At 52.2% G+C, this 15,917-nt stretch carries 17 protein-coding genes; 10 read left to right on the forward strand and 7 right to left on the reverse strand.

Annotated features, from left to right (window positions below; translation table 11 throughout):
• Positions 1 to 17: 17 nt before the first annotated feature.
• Both ACZ5BW_RS06265 and ACZ5BW_RS06270 read right to left on the reverse strand, forming a co-directional pair.
• On the reverse strand, positions 18 to 824 hold the full coding sequence (locus ACZ5BW_RS06265) for a PEP-CTERM sorting domain-containing protein (RefSeq protein ID WP_464543406.1): 807 nt from the start codon (positions 822 to 824) through the stop codon (positions 18 to 20).
• Between the two features lie 358 nt (positions 825 to 1,182).
• Positions 1,183 to 3,276: an ATP-binding response regulator gene (locus tag ACZ5BW_RS06270; RefSeq protein ID WP_464543407.1), complete on the reverse strand. Its 2,094-nt coding sequence runs from the start codon at positions 3,274 to 3,276 to the stop codon at positions 1,183 to 1,185.
• Positions 3,277 to 3,537: 261 nt separating this feature from the next.
• Between ACZ5BW_RS06270 and ACZ5BW_RS06275 the strand changes: the two genes are divergently transcribed.
• From ACZ5BW_RS06275 to ACZ5BW_RS06310, 8 genes are all read left to right on the forward strand, one after another.
• Positions 3,538 to 4,554, forward strand: a complete 1,017-nt coding sequence (locus ACZ5BW_RS06275) for a sulfate ABC transporter substrate-binding protein (RefSeq protein ID WP_464543408.1) — start codon at positions 3,538 to 3,540, stop codon at positions 4,552 to 4,554.
• A gap of 488 nt (positions 4,555 to 5,042) precedes the next feature.
• Positions 5,043 to 5,642, forward strand: a complete 600-nt coding sequence (locus tag ACZ5BW_RS06280) for a BON domain-containing protein (protein ID WP_464543409.1) — start codon at positions 5,043 to 5,045, stop codon at positions 5,640 to 5,642.
• Between the two features lie 73 nt (positions 5,643 to 5,715).
• Positions 5,716 to 5,934 (forward strand): CsbD family protein, encoded by a 219-nt coding sequence (locus tag ACZ5BW_RS06285; RefSeq protein ID WP_464543410.1) that lies wholly within the window; start codon positions 5,716 to 5,718, stop codon positions 5,932 to 5,934.
• Between the two features lie 73 nt (positions 5,935 to 6,007).
• On the forward strand, positions 6,008 to 6,577 hold the full coding sequence (locus tag ACZ5BW_RS06290; protein WP_464543411.1) for a BON domain-containing protein: 570 nt from the start codon (positions 6,008 to 6,010) through the stop codon (positions 6,575 to 6,577).
• A 92-nt stretch (positions 6,578 to 6,669) separates the two neighbouring features.
• Positions 6,670 to 6,888, forward strand: coding sequence for a CsbD family protein (locus ACZ5BW_RS06295; protein ID WP_464543412.1), 219 nt, complete (start codon positions 6,670 to 6,672; stop codon positions 6,886 to 6,888).
• A gap of 72 nt (positions 6,889 to 6,960) precedes the next feature.
• Positions 6,961 to 7,377, forward strand: a complete 417-nt coding sequence (locus tag ACZ5BW_RS06300; protein WP_464543413.1) for a hypothetical protein — start codon at positions 6,961 to 6,963, stop codon at positions 7,375 to 7,377.
• A 191-nt stretch (positions 7,378 to 7,568) separates the two neighbouring features.
• A complete protein-coding gene (locus ACZ5BW_RS06305; RefSeq protein WP_107761494.1) occupies positions 7,569 to 7,718 on the forward strand; it encodes a lmo0937 family membrane protein in 150 nt (49 codons plus the stop codon).
• A 45-nt stretch (positions 7,719 to 7,763) separates the two neighbouring features.
• On the forward strand, positions 7,764 to 8,183 hold the full coding sequence (locus ACZ5BW_RS06310; RefSeq protein WP_464543414.1) for a CBS domain-containing protein: 420 nt from the start codon (positions 7,764 to 7,766) through the stop codon (positions 8,181 to 8,183).
• A 40-nt stretch (positions 8,184 to 8,223) separates the two neighbouring features.
• Here the strand turns inward: ACZ5BW_RS06310 and guaA are convergent, their stop codons facing one another.
• The 4 genes from guaA to ACZ5BW_RS06330 form a co-directional block, all read right to left on the reverse strand.
• On the reverse strand, positions 8,224 to 9,786 hold the full coding sequence (gene guaA, locus ACZ5BW_RS06315) for a glutamine-hydrolyzing GMP synthase (RefSeq protein ID WP_464543415.1): 1,563 nt from the start codon (positions 9,784 to 9,786) through the stop codon (positions 8,224 to 8,226).
• A 168-nt stretch (positions 9,787 to 9,954) separates the two neighbouring features.
• Complete coding sequence (gene guaB / locus ACZ5BW_RS06320; RefSeq protein ID WP_464543416.1) at positions 9,955 to 11,415, reverse strand: IMP dehydrogenase; 1,461 nt, start codon at positions 11,413 to 11,415, stop codon at positions 9,955 to 9,957.
• Positions 11,416 to 11,606: 191 nt separating this feature from the next.
• Positions 11,607 to 11,897 (reverse strand): RnfH family protein, encoded by a 291-nt coding sequence (locus ACZ5BW_RS06325; protein ID WP_464543417.1) that lies wholly within the window; start codon positions 11,895 to 11,897, stop codon positions 11,607 to 11,609.
• A gap of 24 nt (positions 11,898 to 11,921) precedes the next feature.
• On the reverse strand, positions 11,922 to 12,359 hold the full coding sequence (locus ACZ5BW_RS06330; protein ID WP_464543418.1) for a type II toxin-antitoxin system RatA family toxin: 438 nt from the start codon (positions 12,357 to 12,359) through the stop codon (positions 11,922 to 11,924).
• A 375-nt stretch (positions 12,360 to 12,734) separates the two neighbouring features.
• On the opposite strand from ACZ5BW_RS06330, the gene smpB reads away from it, so the two are divergent.
• Positions 12,735 to 13,178, forward strand: a complete 444-nt coding sequence (gene smpB / locus ACZ5BW_RS06335) for an SsrA-binding protein SmpB (protein WP_464543419.1) — start codon at positions 12,735 to 12,737, stop codon at positions 13,176 to 13,178.
• Positions 13,179 to 13,215: 37 nt separating this feature from the next.
• Positions 13,216 to 14,298: a COX15/CtaA family protein gene (locus ACZ5BW_RS06340; protein ID WP_464543420.1), complete on the forward strand. Its 1,083-nt coding sequence runs from the start codon at positions 13,216 to 13,218 to the stop codon at positions 14,296 to 14,298.
• Positions 14,299 to 14,602: 304 nt separating this feature from the next.
• Here the strand turns inward: ACZ5BW_RS06340 and ccmI are convergent, their stop codons facing one another.
• On the reverse strand, positions 14,603 to 15,913 hold the full coding sequence (gene ccmI / locus ACZ5BW_RS06345) for a c-type cytochrome biogenesis protein CcmI (protein ID WP_464543421.1): 1,311 nt from the start codon (positions 15,911 to 15,913) through the stop codon (positions 14,603 to 14,605).
• Positions 15,914 to 15,917: the final 4 nt, after the last annotated feature.

The raw sequence follows: 15,917 nt of genomic DNA on the forward strand, positions 1-15,917 counted from the left end.
ATATTCAGCAGCGGAGATTAATGCATGCTTCTTCGGCGCACCATTGCACCCATCAACCCAAGGCCCGCCAACAACATTGCATAAACTTCGGGTTCGGGGACCACGCCTGCCACTAGCGTTGCTGTAACGCCGTACTTTGTTGAGAGGTCGGGATTGCTGCCTTCCTGGGCAAAATAGTCCGTGCCGCCGACGAACACAGAGTAGTCGCCGGGCTTGAGATTCATGAATGTATGCGAAACCTTGCCGTCGGGCGTACCGTCGGAGCCGAAGCCAGTACCATCATAGGCATGACCGATATACTTGAAGAAACTCAGGCTTGCGGGGATGGGGGTTCCGTTCAACTCGCCCGGGTCGTTACCGATCGACCAATCCGCCAGAGCTTTGAATGATCCCTCTGTACCGGGGTCACGATTGGCAACCGATATTTCGGCAGAATCATAATCGGCCTTCACGGGGGCCAGGTGCGCCAGGCCCTCATAGAGAGAGAAACCAGGTTTCAGGCCCAGCTGGGAAGTCAAGACGTTGCCCAGATGGTCACTCACCTGGGAAGTTGCCTGTTCGAATGTGAGTGTCACGTTCGTTTCCTCAGCAAGGGTAAAACGGTAGGGACGCAGTTTGTGGCTATCGCCATTGTCTGAGTCGGTCCCATCGATCCAGCCGTAATTGCCTGTAACCGCCTGATCGGACAACCTTGCTGTGCTATAAGTGTTGTCGAAAGTACCGAAATTGCGGTCCGTATAACCCACATGCGCCATCGCGGGCAGCGAGATGATGGCGGTGACAGTGGCGGTGACAGCGGGCAGATACCTGAATGCTTTTTTCATATTGCTCCCTCGTTGATTGTCTATTGAAGGTATGTGTTTTTCCGTATTTTTAAGATATCGGCATATTGATGCTTATGTGCCGATGTTGGGGAGTATTTATTATTCATACCGATAAATCAATGTGACATATTGTCGCATGCGGCAATTTGTCGCAGCATTCCTGCCGGAATGCTGCGGGGAGCGCGGGCTGGACCGAAAGAAGCAATGCTCTAGTAAGATATGACGTGAATAAATAGGGAGAGGGCGCCGAGAACCTGAGAACTGAAAGATGCGTTGTGGATGGAGGTCGTTGTGGAGGAGAATCCTGGGTGCCGGGATGACAGAATGATATTGTTGCGGCGCCTGAAGATACGGCTGGTCAGGTAGCGCTAGTGCTGGTATGGGTCAGCTTTTTTGATCCGACGAGGTTATCGATGGCCGTAATCAATGCAACGGAATCCACAGGCTTGGGCAGGTGTTTCTGGTAGCCTGCGCTCATCATTTTGGCTCTGTCCTCCGGATGGGCGAATGCCGTGAGGGCGATAGCGGGAGTTGTCCCTCCATTTTCTGCCGAAAGGCTTCTCACCTCGGTGATGAACTGATACCCGTTTTTTTCGGGCATGCTGATATCACTGATAACAATATCCGGCTTCTCGGTCTTCAAGAGTTCCAGGCCATCTGCCGCACGCGCAGCCGTAATCACGCTTGCTTCCTGCTGCGCCAGAATCCGCCTGATGAGTTCGCGCGCATCCAGTTCATCATCGATAACCAGCACTTTCAATCCCTTGAACAACGACTGCGGTTCGATGCATTTCTGCGACGGGAGCGGTTCACTTTTTGTCTCGGGAACAGGAGGAGCGACCGGCAGTTTGATGATAAAGGATGATCCTTGTCCCTCACCTTGACTTTCTGCATGCACCGTTCCACCGTGAAGTTCCACCAGTTGCTTCACAATGGCGAGACCAAGACCGAGTCCGCCGTACTGCCGCGTAAGCGAAGCATCTCCCTGCCGGAAGCGGTCAAAGACATAGGGCATGAATTCGGGAGTGATTCCCAGCCCGGAGTCGCTTATCCTGATTTCGAGGAACAAGTCCCGCTGTTCTACTGTAACTTCTATTTTCCCGCCCTTGGGCGTAAATTTTATCGAATTGGAGAGCAGATTCCAGAGTATCTGCTGGAGTCGGTTGGAATCTCCAATGATGGAACCGACTTTTTTGCCCAACGTTTTTTGCAGAATGACCCCTTTGGCCTGCGCTGTCGGCCTTACTGATTCGACCGATGTCTCGACCAGGTTGGCGATATCCTGCTGACGCATATCCAGTCTGACTTTTCCGGATATGATGCTGCTCATCTCGAGGAGGTCTTCAATCAGCTTGTTCTGGGCACGTGCATTTCGCTCGATCGTTTCCAGTCCCATGTGGATGTTCTCTTTTTTAAGGTTTCCGCTCAGGATGAGTTGGGACCATCCCAGGATTGCATTTAACGGAGTTCTCAATTCATGGGAAAGGGTTGCGAGAAACTCGTCCTTGAGGCGACTTGCGCGCTCAGCTTCATTTCGGGCGATTCGTTCATTCTCGAGAAGTTGCTGCTTTTCCGCATCTGCCAGAGCTAATGCTTCGCCGAGCTTGGCGACCTCATTACTCGTCTCTTCCCCATAGCGGTTGGGAAGAATGCCCCGGCTGACTCCCGCGACCTGTCGGCCGAGATCGGCCAACGGCCGTAGTATGTTGAACCGGGTATAAAAAATGATGCCCATCGTGGCCACCAGGGCGACAAAGATAAGCGCCATCTCGAAGATGATCTGGCGTTCGAGCCGCGCCACGCCGAGATTTGATTGGGTTTGCATCCGTTCACTGAATAAATCAATGAATGTCTGGATCGGCTTCATGATGGCGGCTTTTTCCGCAATATACTGTTCACTGAACAGGAGCTTTATCGCCAGATCACGATCGGGCTCGCCGCGCACGGTAAAATTGCCGTCACCATCGGCGTATAAGCCTTCCATTGCGGCAAAGGCGCGCCGCTCGAGTTTGACCAGGTTGTTGGAGCGTTCCAGCGATTCTTTCAGCAAGGCATATTCCTCATTGTTCAGGCCTCCTTGCTGAAACTTCTCCAGTAGCGGGACAGCGCCGTTTTGCCTGACGACGGAAGTCTTGCCTGCCATCATGAGGTCCCAGTATGTCGGGGAATAGTTCAACGGTCGCGGATGCCGGCCATCGCGAATCTCGAGTATCTCGTTGAAATAACGTTTGTAGATGGGGTCTCCCGTGACAACATAGGTACGCGCCATGCGTGTGAGGTCATTGGAGGTGTGAAGCAGCTCATCCCCAAGCAGAAGCGCCTGGAATCGGTGACGCTCGGCGATATTGATCTCTTCACGAATACTCATCGAATGAAAGACGAGCGCACCGATCGCCGCAAGCAGCAGTGCAAGGGTAACATTGGAAAAACTGATAAAGTTTCTGATATTCATGAATGCATCTCGCTGCAATTGCCCGCCAATTATCGTTACCTATCGCATCAATTGCCTGTTTTAATTTTATACGTCCGGACTCCCGAGCGCGATTTATTTACAGGCTCCTGTACCGAGCCGAGGGTGATATACAGCAAACGGTTTCCTTCCCGCTTTTCTAAAAGAACGGCAACCCGCTCTATTTCTTCATTTCTTCTATGCAATGCTGTTGAAATAAACCGATGGTAAATTTCCCGGTATCAATACATAGGAGGAAAAAAGATGCGTTCATATCGCTTCCGGCTGGTTTTTGCGGTTCTGGCAATTCTGCTCAGCTTCAGCGCAGCAGTTGCCGCGCTGCGTAGCATGTCTGCGAGCTACAGTTCCGATGCAAGTCACAAAATGTTTGATGATTTCAACAAGGCGTTTATCAAGCACTGGAAAACGCGAACAGGTGTGGAGGTTACGATCCGGCATGCAGAAAGCAAGCCGGGTATACCTCTCCGGGCGAATGTAGATGGACTTGATGTCACGTCACTTGCTCTATCCTATGATCCGGAGACACTGCAAAAAGCCAGTAAATTTTCGTTACCTGACTGGCAAAAACCCTTACCACAAAAGTCACCATATACCTCAACCATTGTCTTTCTGGTGCGCAATGGCAACCCGAAGAAGGTGCGGGATTGGAATGATCTCGCGAACCCGGGTATCGAGATTGTAACTTCCAATCCAAAGACTTCGGGGGATGCGCGCTGGAGTTACCTGGCTGCCTGGGGGTATGCGCTCAAGCAGCATGGAGGAAGTGACGTAACAGCGATTGAATTCATAAAAAAAATATTTGGCAACGTAAAGACTCTAGGAACTGGAACGCGTAGTTCAGTAACGACTTTCGTCGAACGCGGCAGAGGGGATGTGCTGCTGATTTGGGAAAATGAAGCCCACCTGATCGTCAAAGAGCACGGCGGAGACAAGTTTGAGATTGTTACCCCCTCCCTCTCTATCCTGGCCGAACCCGCTGTGAGCATAGTAAGTGATGTTGCTTCACGGAATGGAACGCGTGAAGTGACCAGGGCTTACATCGATTATCTCTACACACTGAAGGCACAGGAAATAGCAGCCAGACACTATTATCGCCCGCGTGATGAGAGGATAGCCGCCAGGTATTCGATGCAATTTCCATCCCTCGAATTGTTTACTGTCGATGACGTGTTTGGCGGCTGGAAGGAGGCCCTAAACATCCATTTTGCGGACGATGGCATTTTCGATCGAATTCAAACGCATTCAAGCGCGCTTCACTGAGATTGCAGCCGCCTTGGCAATGTGGCAGTTTTCCAGAAAACTGACATTCATGCTTACTACAATCTTCTATAAATTCCTGCTATCTTTCCGGCTGCAGTTTTCTCTCTCTTTCAAACCCGCAGTTTCATCGAAATAAAAATTCTTTCCGGGTTTCTCGCCTTTTTCTTTGCTGCTGACTGCTTTTTGCTTCAGTCACTCTCAGCCACCCTCAGCCTCCTCAGTTCCCTTTGAGCGGGAAGGCGGCTGCGAGCAAGAGCAGGCTTTTGCGCAACTATACTTTTTGCACCAGAGGCTTACGGCACTCTTCGAAATACGGCTAATTGACTTTTTCCAATTTATGTGCGCCAGCGCACTGAGCTATAAGCGATAGCGCGGGATGATTGAATCGCAGGATCAGAAACGAAGCCGGTGTGGAGCAGGGCATGAATTGGCCTTAGCTGCGAGTCATTGGCGACCCTTAATTCAAATCTACTCGGGAGAAAAACGGCATGAGTATTCAAAATAAATCGCTTGTTCTGACTATTACGCTCATTGGTGCGCTTGCTATCGCGGGTTGCGGAAAGAAGGAAGAGAAAGCACCTGCTCCTGGGGAGCCGAAGTCGGAGGCTCAAACGGCTCCAACGACGATTGGCACCGAAATTGACGATACTGCGATTACCACTAAAGTAAAAACCGCGCTTCTGGGGGACGATTACGTCAAGGGACTGGATATCAAGGTGGAGACTCGCAAAGGGGAAGTCCAGCTCAGCGGATATGTGGATAGCCAGGAGCAGATTGATAAGGCCGTTGCAATTGCGAAGGGTATCAAGGGCGTTAAAAATGTTGACAATGAAATGATGGTAAAAGGGGGCGAAGCCTCGGTTGGCGAAAAGATCGATGACACTATCATCACTACGAAGGTCAAGGCTGGGCTGACAGGGGATGACAGTATCAAGAACAGTACTGATATCGCAGTAGAAACCCAGGAGGGGGAGGTTCAGCTTAGCGGTCATGCGAACGATCAAGCCCAGATGGATCGCGCTGTCGAGATCGCACGTGGTGTTGAAGGTGTCAAGAATGTCATCAATAAAATGAGCATCAAGGAATAGGAATCAGGAGCGTCTGCACCGCAGGCGCCAATTTCAGGATTTTTAACTGAATCAGACCAGAAAGGAGCGAAAAATGAACTGGGATCAAGTAGAAGGCAACTGGAAGCAATTCAAGGGTAAAGTGAAAGAGCAGTGGGGCAAGCTCACTGATGATCATATCGACCAGATCGCTGGGCGGAAGGATCAACTCTCCGGTCAGATCCAGGAAACATACGGGATCACGAAGGAAGAAGCCGAGAAACAGATCGATGAATGGGAAAAACGGCAGGACACACATCATCGTTCCTGTTAAAGGGAAAAGTGGGGCGGATAGGAGGCTTGTTTGCCCACGTAGGTAAAAATAAAACCATCAAAACGAGGGAATCATGCGTAAATCAAATGTCATTCTTGCCGCGCTCGGCTTCTCAGTCAGTTTTGCCCTGATGACCCAGCAACCTGCCTTCGGAGAACCTAAGTCGGAGGCGAAAACGACGATAGGCACCGAGATCGACGATACCGCGATTACCACTAAAGTAAAAACGGCGCTTCTGGCGGACGATTACGTCAAGGGACTGGACATCAAGGTGGAGACGCGCAAAGGGGTGGTCCAGCTCAGCGGATATGTGGATAGCCAGAAGCAGATTGACAAGGCCGTTGCGATTACAAAGGGTATCAACGGGGTAAAAAACGTTGACAACAAAATGATGGTAAAGGGGGGTGAGGCCTCGGTCGGCGAGAAGATAGATGACAGTATTATCAGCACTAAGGTCAAGGCTGCACTGGCGGGTGATGACAGCATCAAGAACAGTACTGACATCGCGGTGGAAACGCACGAAGGGAAAGTTCAACTCAGCGGGTATGCAAACGACAAAGCGCAGATGAATCGCGCTGTCGAGGTTGCGCGTGGTGTTGAAGGTGTCAAGAATGTCGCCAATAAAATAAGTATTAAGCGATAGGAATTGTAGATTATCGTCAGTAGATCGGTATCAATGAGCACGGATACTTAAGAGTTTTTCAAACTGGATCAGACTTAATAAAGGAGCCAAAAATGAACTGGGATCAAGTGGAAGGCAACTGGAAGCAATTCAAGGGTAAAGTGAAAGAGCAGTGGGGCAAGCTCACCGATGATCATATCGATCAGATCGCCGGACGGAAGGATCAACTCTCCGGCCAGATCCAGAAATCATACGGGGTCACGAAAGAAGAAGCCGAGAAACAGATCGATGAATGGGAAAAACGGCAGGACACACATCATCGATCCTATTAAAGGGAAAAGCGGGGAAGGGAGAACTGTTTCTCTATCCGAACCACAAAGTCAAACCATCAAAGCGAGGGAATCATGCGTAAATCAAATGTCATTCTTATCGCACTCGGCTTCTCAGTCAGCTCTGTTGTGACAGCGCAGCAACAGCGGCTGCCGTCCGATGTATACGAAGTATATGTGGCCGACAAGGAGCGCATCGAGCGGGAATACAAGGCAGACAAGGCGCGCTGTGATTCCTTCGATGGCAATGCCGAGGATATATGCGAGGCGGAAGCAAAGGGCCGGGAAGAAGTTGCAAAGGCCCAACTGGAAGATAAGTACAGGCCTTCGAGAGAAAGCCAGTATGAAGTGAAGGTTGCAAGAGCGAAAGCTGACTATCGGGTGGCGAAAGAGCGATGTGATGACCTGTCAGGCAATGTAAAGGATGTATGTCTAGAAGAAGCAAAAGCTGCGCAAGCAGCTGCGATAGCGGATGCCAAGAGAGAGGACTAGGGGGAGGATTAGGGGAGGATTAGGAATCTCTGAAGAGGTTCCGCTTGCGAGAGGTTTTCCATCAGCACAATACTCAGAATAGCGGACTTGAGGAATATACCCCTGGCAAGTAGAGCAAGCGTCATGAAGCGCGGGCAAGACCCGAGTGATGCGCTTGCTGCTAACTTCATGATAATGAAAAGGAGGCTATCATGCTTTACACAATCGCTGTTGTTTTGATCATCCTGTGGCTACTGGGATTGGTCAGTTCCTATACGATGGGCGGCTTCATACACCTTCTTCTGGTAATAGCCATCGTGGTGATTCTGCTTCGCGTAATCAGCGGCCGCAAACCGCTTTGATTATTTGCGGCCGTGACGCACAGGCGAGTCGATGAGGAGAATGACATGCAAAGGATAAGCGAAGTGATGAGTTCGGATGTGCAGACCATCAGCCCGGACGCAACCATCGAGGAGGCGGCCCAGGAAATGCGCGACGGCGACTTCGGGCTTTTGCCCGTGGGAGATGAAGAGCAGTTGCTGGGTGTCATCACTGATCGCGACATCGCCGTCAGAGCGGTGGCAGAGGGCAGGGGGCCAAGCACTCCGGTCAGTGAAATCATGTCCGAAGATGTGATATGGGCTCATGAGGGTGATTCGATAGAGGAAGCAGCCGAGATCATGAGCGACAACCAGATCCGCCGCCTGCCGGTCGTGAACGCCGAACAACGACTGGTAGGAATCGTCTCTCTCGGGGATTTTGCAGTGGATGCCTCCGATATCGGACCGGTTGCGGATGCGCTTACCGAAATTTCCAATCCGCCCTGAGTTTATTCAGGAAAAGCATTCGGGTTTCTTCCGGGTGCTTTCACTCCCACTCTATCGTGGCCGGCGGCTTTCCGGAGATGTCGTAAACCACGCGGTTTATTCCACGTACTTCGTTAACGATGCGGTTGGATATTCTCGCGAGCAGGGCGTAGGGAAGTTCGGCCCAGCGCGCTGTCATGAAATCCTCGGTCTGAACGGCGCGCAGCGCTACGACAAAATCATAGGTGCGGCCGTCACCCATGACCCCCACCGATTTCACCGGCAGAAAGACCGCAAACGCCTGAGAAGTTTTTTCATACCAGCCCGCATTGCGTAATTCCTCGATAAAGATTGCATCGGCACGTCGCAATAGCAAGGCGTACTCGCGCTTGACTTCACCGAGAATGCGCACTCCAAGCCCGGGTCCAGGAAAAGGGTGCCGAAAGACCATATCGTGCGGCAGGCCCAGTGCCAGTCCAAGCTCGCGTGCTTCATCCTTGAACAATTCCCGTAACGGCTCCAGAAGCTTCAGATGCAATGTTTTCGGCAGGCCGCCGACATTGTGGTGGGATTTGATCGTGTTTGCCTTTTTTGTTCCGGCGCCGGCGGATTCGATGACGTCCGGATAAATCGTGCCTTGGGCAAGCCAGCGCGCATTCGCGATTTTTGCCGCTTCCCGCTGGAATACCTCGACGAATTCGCGTCCGATAATGCGACGCTTCGCCTCTGGATCCGTGATACCTTGCAAATGGCCTAGAAATTCTTCGCTGGCATCGACATGAATGACTTTTACACCGAGATTTTGGCTGAAGGTGTCCATTACCTGTTCGGCTTCATTCAGGCGCAGCAGGCCGTTGTCCACGAAAACACAGGTAAGCTGCTTGCCGATAGCACGATGAATGAGGGCCGCTGCAACGGAAGAATCCACGCCGCCGGACAGTCCCAGAATAACCTCGTCCGGCCCCACTTCGGAACGGATTCTGCCAACCGCTTCCTCCAGATAGTCGGGCATGTTCCAGTCATAAGCGAGTCCGCAAATTTCATGGACAAACCTGTCTATAATGGCTTTGCCCTGCGGGGTATGAGTGACCTCCGGATGGAATTGCATTCCGTAGAACCTGCGCGCTCCATCCGCTATGGCAGCCAGGGGAGTGGCAGGGTTGCTTGCCATGACCTGGAAACCGGGAGGAAGAATGTTCACGCTGTCGCCATGGCTCATCCATACATCCAGAAGCTTTTGGCCCGATGCATCAGTACGATCATGGATATCCTGAAGCAGGCCCGCAAGGTCTTTTACCTGCAATTCGGCATAACCGAATTCACGCACTTTCGAGTTTTCAACTGAACCACCCAACTGCGCTGCCATGGTTTGCATGCCATAGCAGATGCCCATTACCGGCACTCCCAGTTCAAAGACGATTTGTTGAGCACGCGGCGTTTCATCCTCGGCGACAGAGGCCGGTCCCCCGGAAAGGATAATGCCTGCCGGAGCAAAATTGCTGATGAATTCAGGGCTTACGTCAAAAGGATGAATTTCGCAGTAGACGTTGCTTTCCCGCACACGGCGGGCAATCAACTGCGTATATTGGGAACCAAAGTCAAGGATGAGTATTTTTTGATGCATGAGCAAAGCTCTCGGACCCGTTCATCCGAGCGTTCGAGAGAGCGGAAATCCGTCTAAAATAAAAAGAATATCGCTGTCAGTGAAGAGGGGAGAAAAGTAGCGGGACAGACCGTAAGGTGCAACAGCAGGTTGAGACAATATACTGTTGTCATGCCACGCCATTTCCGGCTAATCGATATGGTAGTTCGGGGCCTCTTTGGTAATCTGCACGTTGTGGACGTGTGATTCACGAATCCCAGCGGCAGTAATCTCGATAAACTCCGCCTTGGCATGCATGTCATCGATAGTTTCGCAGCCCAGATAGCCCATACCCGAGCGTACGCCGCCAATCAACTGATGGATGACCGCAATGACGCTTCCCTTGAAGGGAACGCGGCCCTCCACGCCTTCCGGCACGAGCTTCCTGGAGTCCTGCTCGGGCTGCTGGAAATAGCGGTCGCTTGAACCCTGTTGCATCGCTGAAAGTGAACCCATTCCACGGTAGGTCTTGTATGAGCGCCCCTGGAAGAGTTCGATTTCTCCCGGTGATTCTTCCGTACCGGCGAACAATCCTCCCAGCATGATTGAGCTCGCCCCGGCGGCCAGCGCCTTTACAATGTCCCCCGAATAGCGGATGCCGCCATCGGAGATCAGCGGCACGCCGCTGCCCGTCAGTTCCGCAGAAACGTTCTTGATGGCCGTAATCTGAGGTATTCCCACTCCCGCCACAACGCGAGTGGTGCATATCGAACCCGGACCGATGCCCACCTTTACCGCATCGGCGCCGTGATCCACCAGAGCCTTGGCGGCGGCGGCAGTACCTACATTGCCGCCAATAACCTGGATTTTGGGGAACCGTTTCTTTACCCACTGTACCCGTTCAAGCACGCTCTGCGAGTGTCCATGCGCAGTGTCCACGACAATCACGTCCACACCTGCATCGACCAGCGCCTCGGCGCGCTCTTCACTGCCTTCGCCAACCCCTATCGCAGCGCCAACACGCAGTCTGCCCTGCTCGTCCTTGCAGGCGTTGGGGTGTTCGGATGTCTTGATGATATCTTTCACGGTGATCAGTCCGCGCAGCTCGAAGTCGTTATTCACGACGAGCACGCGCTCCAGCCGGTATTTGTGCAACAGGGCCATTGCTTCTTCGCGGCTGGCGCCTTCATTCACCGTTACCAGCCGCTCCTTCAAGGTCATGATATTCCTGATCGGCTGATCCAGGTTGGTTTCGAAGCGAAGATCGCGGTTTGTCACAATCCCCACCACTTTCGAACCTTCCACCACCGGTAAGCCTGAAATCCTGAATTTGTGGATCAGGTTGAGCACTTCCCGCACAGTCATGTCAGGTGGAATGGTAATGGGATCTTTTACCACGCCGCTTTCGAAGCGCTTGACGTTGGAAACCTGGGCGGCCTGGGATTCTGCCGGCATATTCTTGTGTATGATGCCGATTCCCCCTTCCTGGGCGAGTGCGATCGCGAGCCGCGCTTCGGTAACGGTATCCATGGCGGCTGATACAAGAGGAATATTGAGGGAGATTTCGCGCGTGAGTCGCGTTGTCAGATTGACGTTGCGCGGTAAAACGACGGAGTGGGCGGGAAGCAGCAGGACATCGTCAAAGGTTAGAGCTTTCTCAACCAGTCGCATGATAGTGATCCTTCACAAAGCGGCATTATAGCGAACATGGATGCTATGGGGAATCATCCATACGAAGACGAAGCGCAGGAACGATTCGAAGCTTTCCTATCTGTTTGCCGTAGACCCCTTGCCGCAATTGTTCACGGCGCACCTCCATTTATAAGCCTGATTTTTATTTTCGTTCCGGGGTTGATGCACAATCACCGGCTTTTTGCACGCTTCCTGCGGTTTTCCTTGGGATCAATCCTCAGAGGACGATAAATTTCTACCCGGTCGCGATTGCACAGAACCGTGGCTCGCGGGACCAGCTTGCCATATATACCGAGCCTGTTTTTCAGGAGATCAATCTCGGGAAACTGTGAGAGGATGCCGGACAGTTTTACGGCTTGTTCCGCAGTGGTGCCCTCCGGCAAATTCATCTGCCGTACAATCTGTTTCTCCGGCAATGCATACACCACTTCGATGTCAATATTCAGACCAGGAACTTCCATAGACTTCCCGACGTCAATACCCGATCAGGAATTCCCATAAACTTCTTCTGCGCGCTCGATGAATGCTTCCACGAAGCTGTTGGCAATGACGAAGAAAACAGGGCCTACCAGTTTTTCCAGAAATATGTGCGAGAACGTGTAGTGCAGGCGAAACTCAATCTTGCATGCATTTTCCGCCAAGGGAATGAAGCGCCAGTGCCCGTCGAGGTTCTGAAACGGTCCGTTCAATAATGTCATTGTAATCAGCTCTGGCGGCTTGCGTACGTTCTCGGTCGTAAAACTGTGCTTGATATGATGATAATCGATCATGATGGTAGCATGGGTGACCATCTCGCTTTGATGCACAACGGAAGATCCCCCGCACCAGGGTAAAAATTTCGGATAATCCTCCACCGCATCCACCAGTTCGAACATGCGGCTTGCGGAATAACCAATCAGAACCGATTTTTCGATGTCAGCCATGCAATGAATTGCCCCGCTTCAGCGAGACAGTATGGAACCTCAACTTGCTGGCGGACTGCTCGTTTTTTGACTTGTAAAATTGGTACATATGCATTGTTTTAATTACCTGAGGGTTTCCAGCCTATGAACCTGCCGGGAGCCTGAACTGCGGTCTGAGCAGCCCAGTACTCCGGCTTGTCCATCTGCCGAATTCAGGGCGAAAGCTGTTAAAATACACGAAACCCGCGTTGAACTCACCCTTTTTCTTCCCTCGAAGACTTATCCAGAGATTCCTTGAACATCGTATCCCCTTATATCGTATCCCTTTATCCTTGCGCCCTTTGCACCCTTTGCGCTCTTTATGAGCAGCGAACACCTTGTCTTGAGAATCCCTGAATGAGCATCGTCCAGAATAAGAAAGCTTTTCATGACTATTTTATCGAAGAGAAACATGAAGCGGGGGCGGTTCTGGAAGGATGGGAAGTGAAGGCGATTCGCGCGGGACGGGCACAGCTGAAGGAAGCATATGTCATTATCCGGAGCGGTGAACTGTTTCTCATCGGCTGTCATATCAGTCCGTTGCTGGCAGCTTCCACTCACATCCAGCCTGACCCCGTTCGTACGCGCAAGCTGTTGTTGCATGCTGAGGAAATCAAACGGCTTATCGGCAAAGTGGAGCGGGCAGGGTACACCCTGGTTCCACTGGATATGCATTATAAATCAGGGAAAATCAAGCTCGAAATCGGACTTGCAAAGGGCAAGAAGCAGCATGACAAGCGCGAATCCGAGAAACAGAAAGAGTGGGAGCGCGACAAGCAGCGGTTGATGCGCGCAAAATAACCTCGATATTTTATAACCTTAGATAAAATTCCTAGCCATGCAGTTTGTCCAAACATCAACAATTCCACAAAGAACCGATCAAGAGTTTGCTGTGCAAAAACCTATCGCTATCTGGTTGCTCGTTTGCTGCGCTCTGGTATTCGCCATGGTGGTTGTAGGCGGCGTAACCCGCCTTACCGATTCAGGGCTTTCCATCGTCGAATGGCAGCCCCTTGTCGGCACGGTTCCCCCACTCAGTCAGAATGACTGGGATGAGCTCTTCGAGAAATATCACCAGACGCCTCAGTATAAAAAGGTGAATCTTGGCATGAGCCTGGAAGAGTTCAAGACAATCTTCTGGTGGGAATATTTCCACCGCTTATTGGGCCGCGTCATCGGGTTGGCATTTTTCATACCATTCCTGTATTTTCTGGCAAAAAAGGCAGTCGATCGGCCGCTGGGTCTGAAGTTGTCAGGAATTTTCCTGCTGGGCGCCTTGCAGGGGGGGATGGGGTGGTACATGGTAAAGAGCGGATTGGTGGATAACCCCCACGTCAGCCAGTATCGCCTGACCGCGCACTTGGGCCTCGCTTTTGCGATTTATGCCGCAATGTTCTGGGTAGCGCTCGATCTGCTCAATCCTGGTCGCGGTACGCTTGCAAACGGCCGAGTACGCGGTTTGCTCAATTTCTCGACCACGCTGTCTATCCTGATATTCATAATGGTTTTGTCGGGAGGTTTCGTGGCAGGCATTCGGGCAGGGCTGGCTTACAATACTTTTCCACTCATGGATGGCCATTTTATCCCCCCGGAACTGTTCATGCTGGAACCCTGGTACCGGAATTTCTTCGATAACATGATCACTGTGCAATTCGACCATCGCCTGATTGCATGGACGCTGGCAATTCTTGTTCCGATTTTCTGGCTCAAATCCAGAGCAGTGCCACTTTCCGGCTCGGCTCGTCTTGCATGCAGCCTGCTGTTGATCATGCTGGCAGTGCAGATAACCCTGGGGATTTCCACGCTGCTGCTGGTTGTTCCTCTAACCCTCGCGGCAGCGCATCAGGCAGGCGCACTACTGCTATTGACCGCTGCCCTTTGGGTAAATCATGAGCTACGGCGTCAATACGTCAGTAGTTGAGATTTCAACTCTTATTGATCCGGCCAGAAAATACTATGAATCTCGTCATTCCGGGTCTGACTCGAATCCAGCGAACCGGAATTCACCCATGCCAACAATGGTGCTTTGAACGTCACTTGATACCGGGCCACTTGATACCGGGCTTCAGTCGATATGACGTTCGTACTGTTTATCCGGGAATCATCTCAAGGGAGGTTTCCAGAGAAAGAAGGGGGCGCAAAGGCAAAACCTTTGCACCCCCAAGGGGCATACTCCAGAGATAGATATGCTGTCTAGGGTAGTTAGTGCTGACTACTAGCTACTACTAGGGCAGCTGCTGATCGATAACGACGCTGATCCCGCTGGTGCCGATCATCACTCCCTGGCTGAAACCTTGCAGGTCGCCGCTTTGTGGCATGGGAGACCCTGATTTCGAGATTCTGGCACCTACTACCACTTCAGCGGGGAAAGTGGATAACTGCACGCCCGATCTCGCCATGGAGTCGTTCAGCGAAAAGTTTGCCGGCAGATCCTTGACTTGCAGGCGCAAGGTCGCAAGCGGGGCCTTTGGTCCCACTTTGGCGCGGGCAAAAATATACAGGCTGTCACCAGGAGATGCCTTGCTTGCGAGGGCAGGGCTCAGCGTTACTTTGCCGGAAAGCGTACCGGAGGTAGCGCCTCCCGCGCCCGAGGCTGATCCCTGTTTGTTTGCAGGAGGAGGTGTCTGAGTACCCGGCTGGTCTGGCGCTCTAGCCACCAGGCTGCCTTTTCCTGCGGCCAGCGATTTTGCTTCTGCGATGCTGTCATTAACGGATTGCACCAGCTCAGCCTCTGATGGCGGAATCAGTGCTGCCAGTTTTTCCCAATATCTGGCAGCCTCCTTGTATCTCTTCTCCTCGAATTCGGCTGTACCTGCCAGAGCCAGCGCCTTGGGATTATCGGGATCCAGGCTCAACGCCTTTTTGATCAGTTCCGTCGGTTTTCCGACCAGGCTGCCATTATTCGTCATCGCCACAATATCGGCGTAATCGGTAATAATGGCGGAGTCCTCGGGCGCCAGGGCAAGCGCCTTTTCATAAGCTTCCTTCGCCTCGTTGAACCGCTGCATCATGGCGTAGGTCCGGCCAAGCATAAGCCATCCTTCGACGTTGTCAGGATTGTCCTCAAGCTTCGCAATGAGATTTTCCATCACCGAGGAAAAATCGGGGTGGCCTCCTTGCTCTTCCCCAGCCGACATCGATGGATGTTCCGCAGCGGGCTGCGGCAGCAGTGCCTTGGTGTTGCCTATCGCCAGGTAAAGGGAAACCGCGAGGACAGGCAGGGCGAGCGCGGTGACAGTCATGGTTGCCACGTTGTGTCTTCCACCCATTACCGGGGTCGTCGTACTGCCGTCTTCGGGAATATCCTGCAGCATTCTTTGCTGCAGCTCGCGCTTGCTTTGCTCGTATTGTTCCCGCGTCAGGATGTCGCTGCGCAGATCACTATCGAGCTCTGCCAACTGATCCCGATAAACGTCGATATTGGTAGCATCCCGTTCGACGCCGGCGTCGCGATCCTTCTTGCTCCACAACGTTGGCAACACGAACAGCAGGGCGCCGACAATAAATATGCCGGCCACAATCCAGAATGAAGTCATGCGC

This window comes from Nitrosospira sp. TNL300 (assembly GCF_055385915.1).

Excerpts from the sequence above, each read along its gene's own strand:
- ACZ5BW_RS06265 (WP_464543406.1), bottom strand. The coding sequence starts at position 824 with ATGAAAAAAGCATTCAGGTATCTGCCCGCTGTCACCGCCACTGTCACC.
- ACZ5BW_RS06270 (WP_464543407.1), bottom strand. The coding sequence starts at position 3,276 with ATGAATATCAGAAACTTTATCAGTTTTTCCAATGTTACCCTTGCACTG.
- ACZ5BW_RS06275 (WP_464543408.1), top strand. The coding sequence starts at position 3,538 with ATGCGTTCATATCGCTTCCGGCTGGTTTTTGCGGTTCTGGCAATTCTG.
- ACZ5BW_RS06280 (WP_464543409.1), top strand. The coding sequence starts at position 5,043 with ATGAGTATTCAAAATAAATCGCTTGTTCTGACTATTACGCTCATTGGT.
- ACZ5BW_RS06285 (WP_464543410.1), top strand. The coding sequence starts at position 5,716 with ATGAACTGGGATCAAGTAGAAGGCAACTGGAAGCAATTCAAGGGTAAA.
- ACZ5BW_RS06290 (WP_464543411.1), top strand. The coding sequence starts at position 6,008 with ATGCGTAAATCAAATGTCATTCTTGCCGCGCTCGGCTTCTCAGTCAGT.
- ACZ5BW_RS06295 (WP_464543412.1), top strand. The coding sequence starts at position 6,670 with ATGAACTGGGATCAAGTGGAAGGCAACTGGAAGCAATTCAAGGGTAAA.
- ACZ5BW_RS06300 (WP_464543413.1), top strand. The coding sequence starts at position 6,961 with ATGCGTAAATCAAATGTCATTCTTATCGCACTCGGCTTCTCAGTCAGC.
- ACZ5BW_RS06305 (WP_107761494.1), top strand. The coding sequence starts at position 7,569 with ATGCTTTACACAATCGCTGTTGTTTTGATCATCCTGTGGCTACTGGGA.
- ACZ5BW_RS06310 (WP_464543414.1), top strand. The coding sequence starts at position 7,764 with ATGCAAAGGATAAGCGAAGTGATGAGTTCGGATGTGCAGACCATCAGC.
- guaA (WP_464543415.1), bottom strand. The coding sequence starts at position 9,786 with ATGCATCAAAAAATACTCATCCTTGACTTTGGTTCCCAATATACGCAG.
- guaB (WP_464543416.1), bottom strand. The coding sequence starts at position 11,415 with ATGCGACTGGTTGAGAAAGCTCTAACCTTTGACGATGTCCTGCTGCTT.
- ACZ5BW_RS06325 (WP_464543417.1), bottom strand. The coding sequence starts at position 11,897 with ATGGAAGTTCCTGGTCTGAATATTGACATCGAAGTGGTGTATGCATTG.
- ACZ5BW_RS06330 (WP_464543418.1), bottom strand. The coding sequence starts at position 12,359 with ATGGCTGACATCGAAAAATCGGTTCTGATTGGTTATTCCGCAAGCCGC.
- smpB (WP_464543419.1), top strand. The coding sequence starts at position 12,735 with ATGAGCATCGTCCAGAATAAGAAAGCTTTTCATGACTATTTTATCGAA.
- ACZ5BW_RS06340 (WP_464543420.1), top strand. The coding sequence starts at position 13,216 with ATGCAGTTTGTCCAAACATCAACAATTCCACAAAGAACCGATCAAGAG.
- ccmI (WP_464543421.1), bottom strand. The coding sequence starts at position 15,913 with ATGACTTCATTCTGGATTGTGGCCGGCATATTTATTGTCGGCGCCCTG.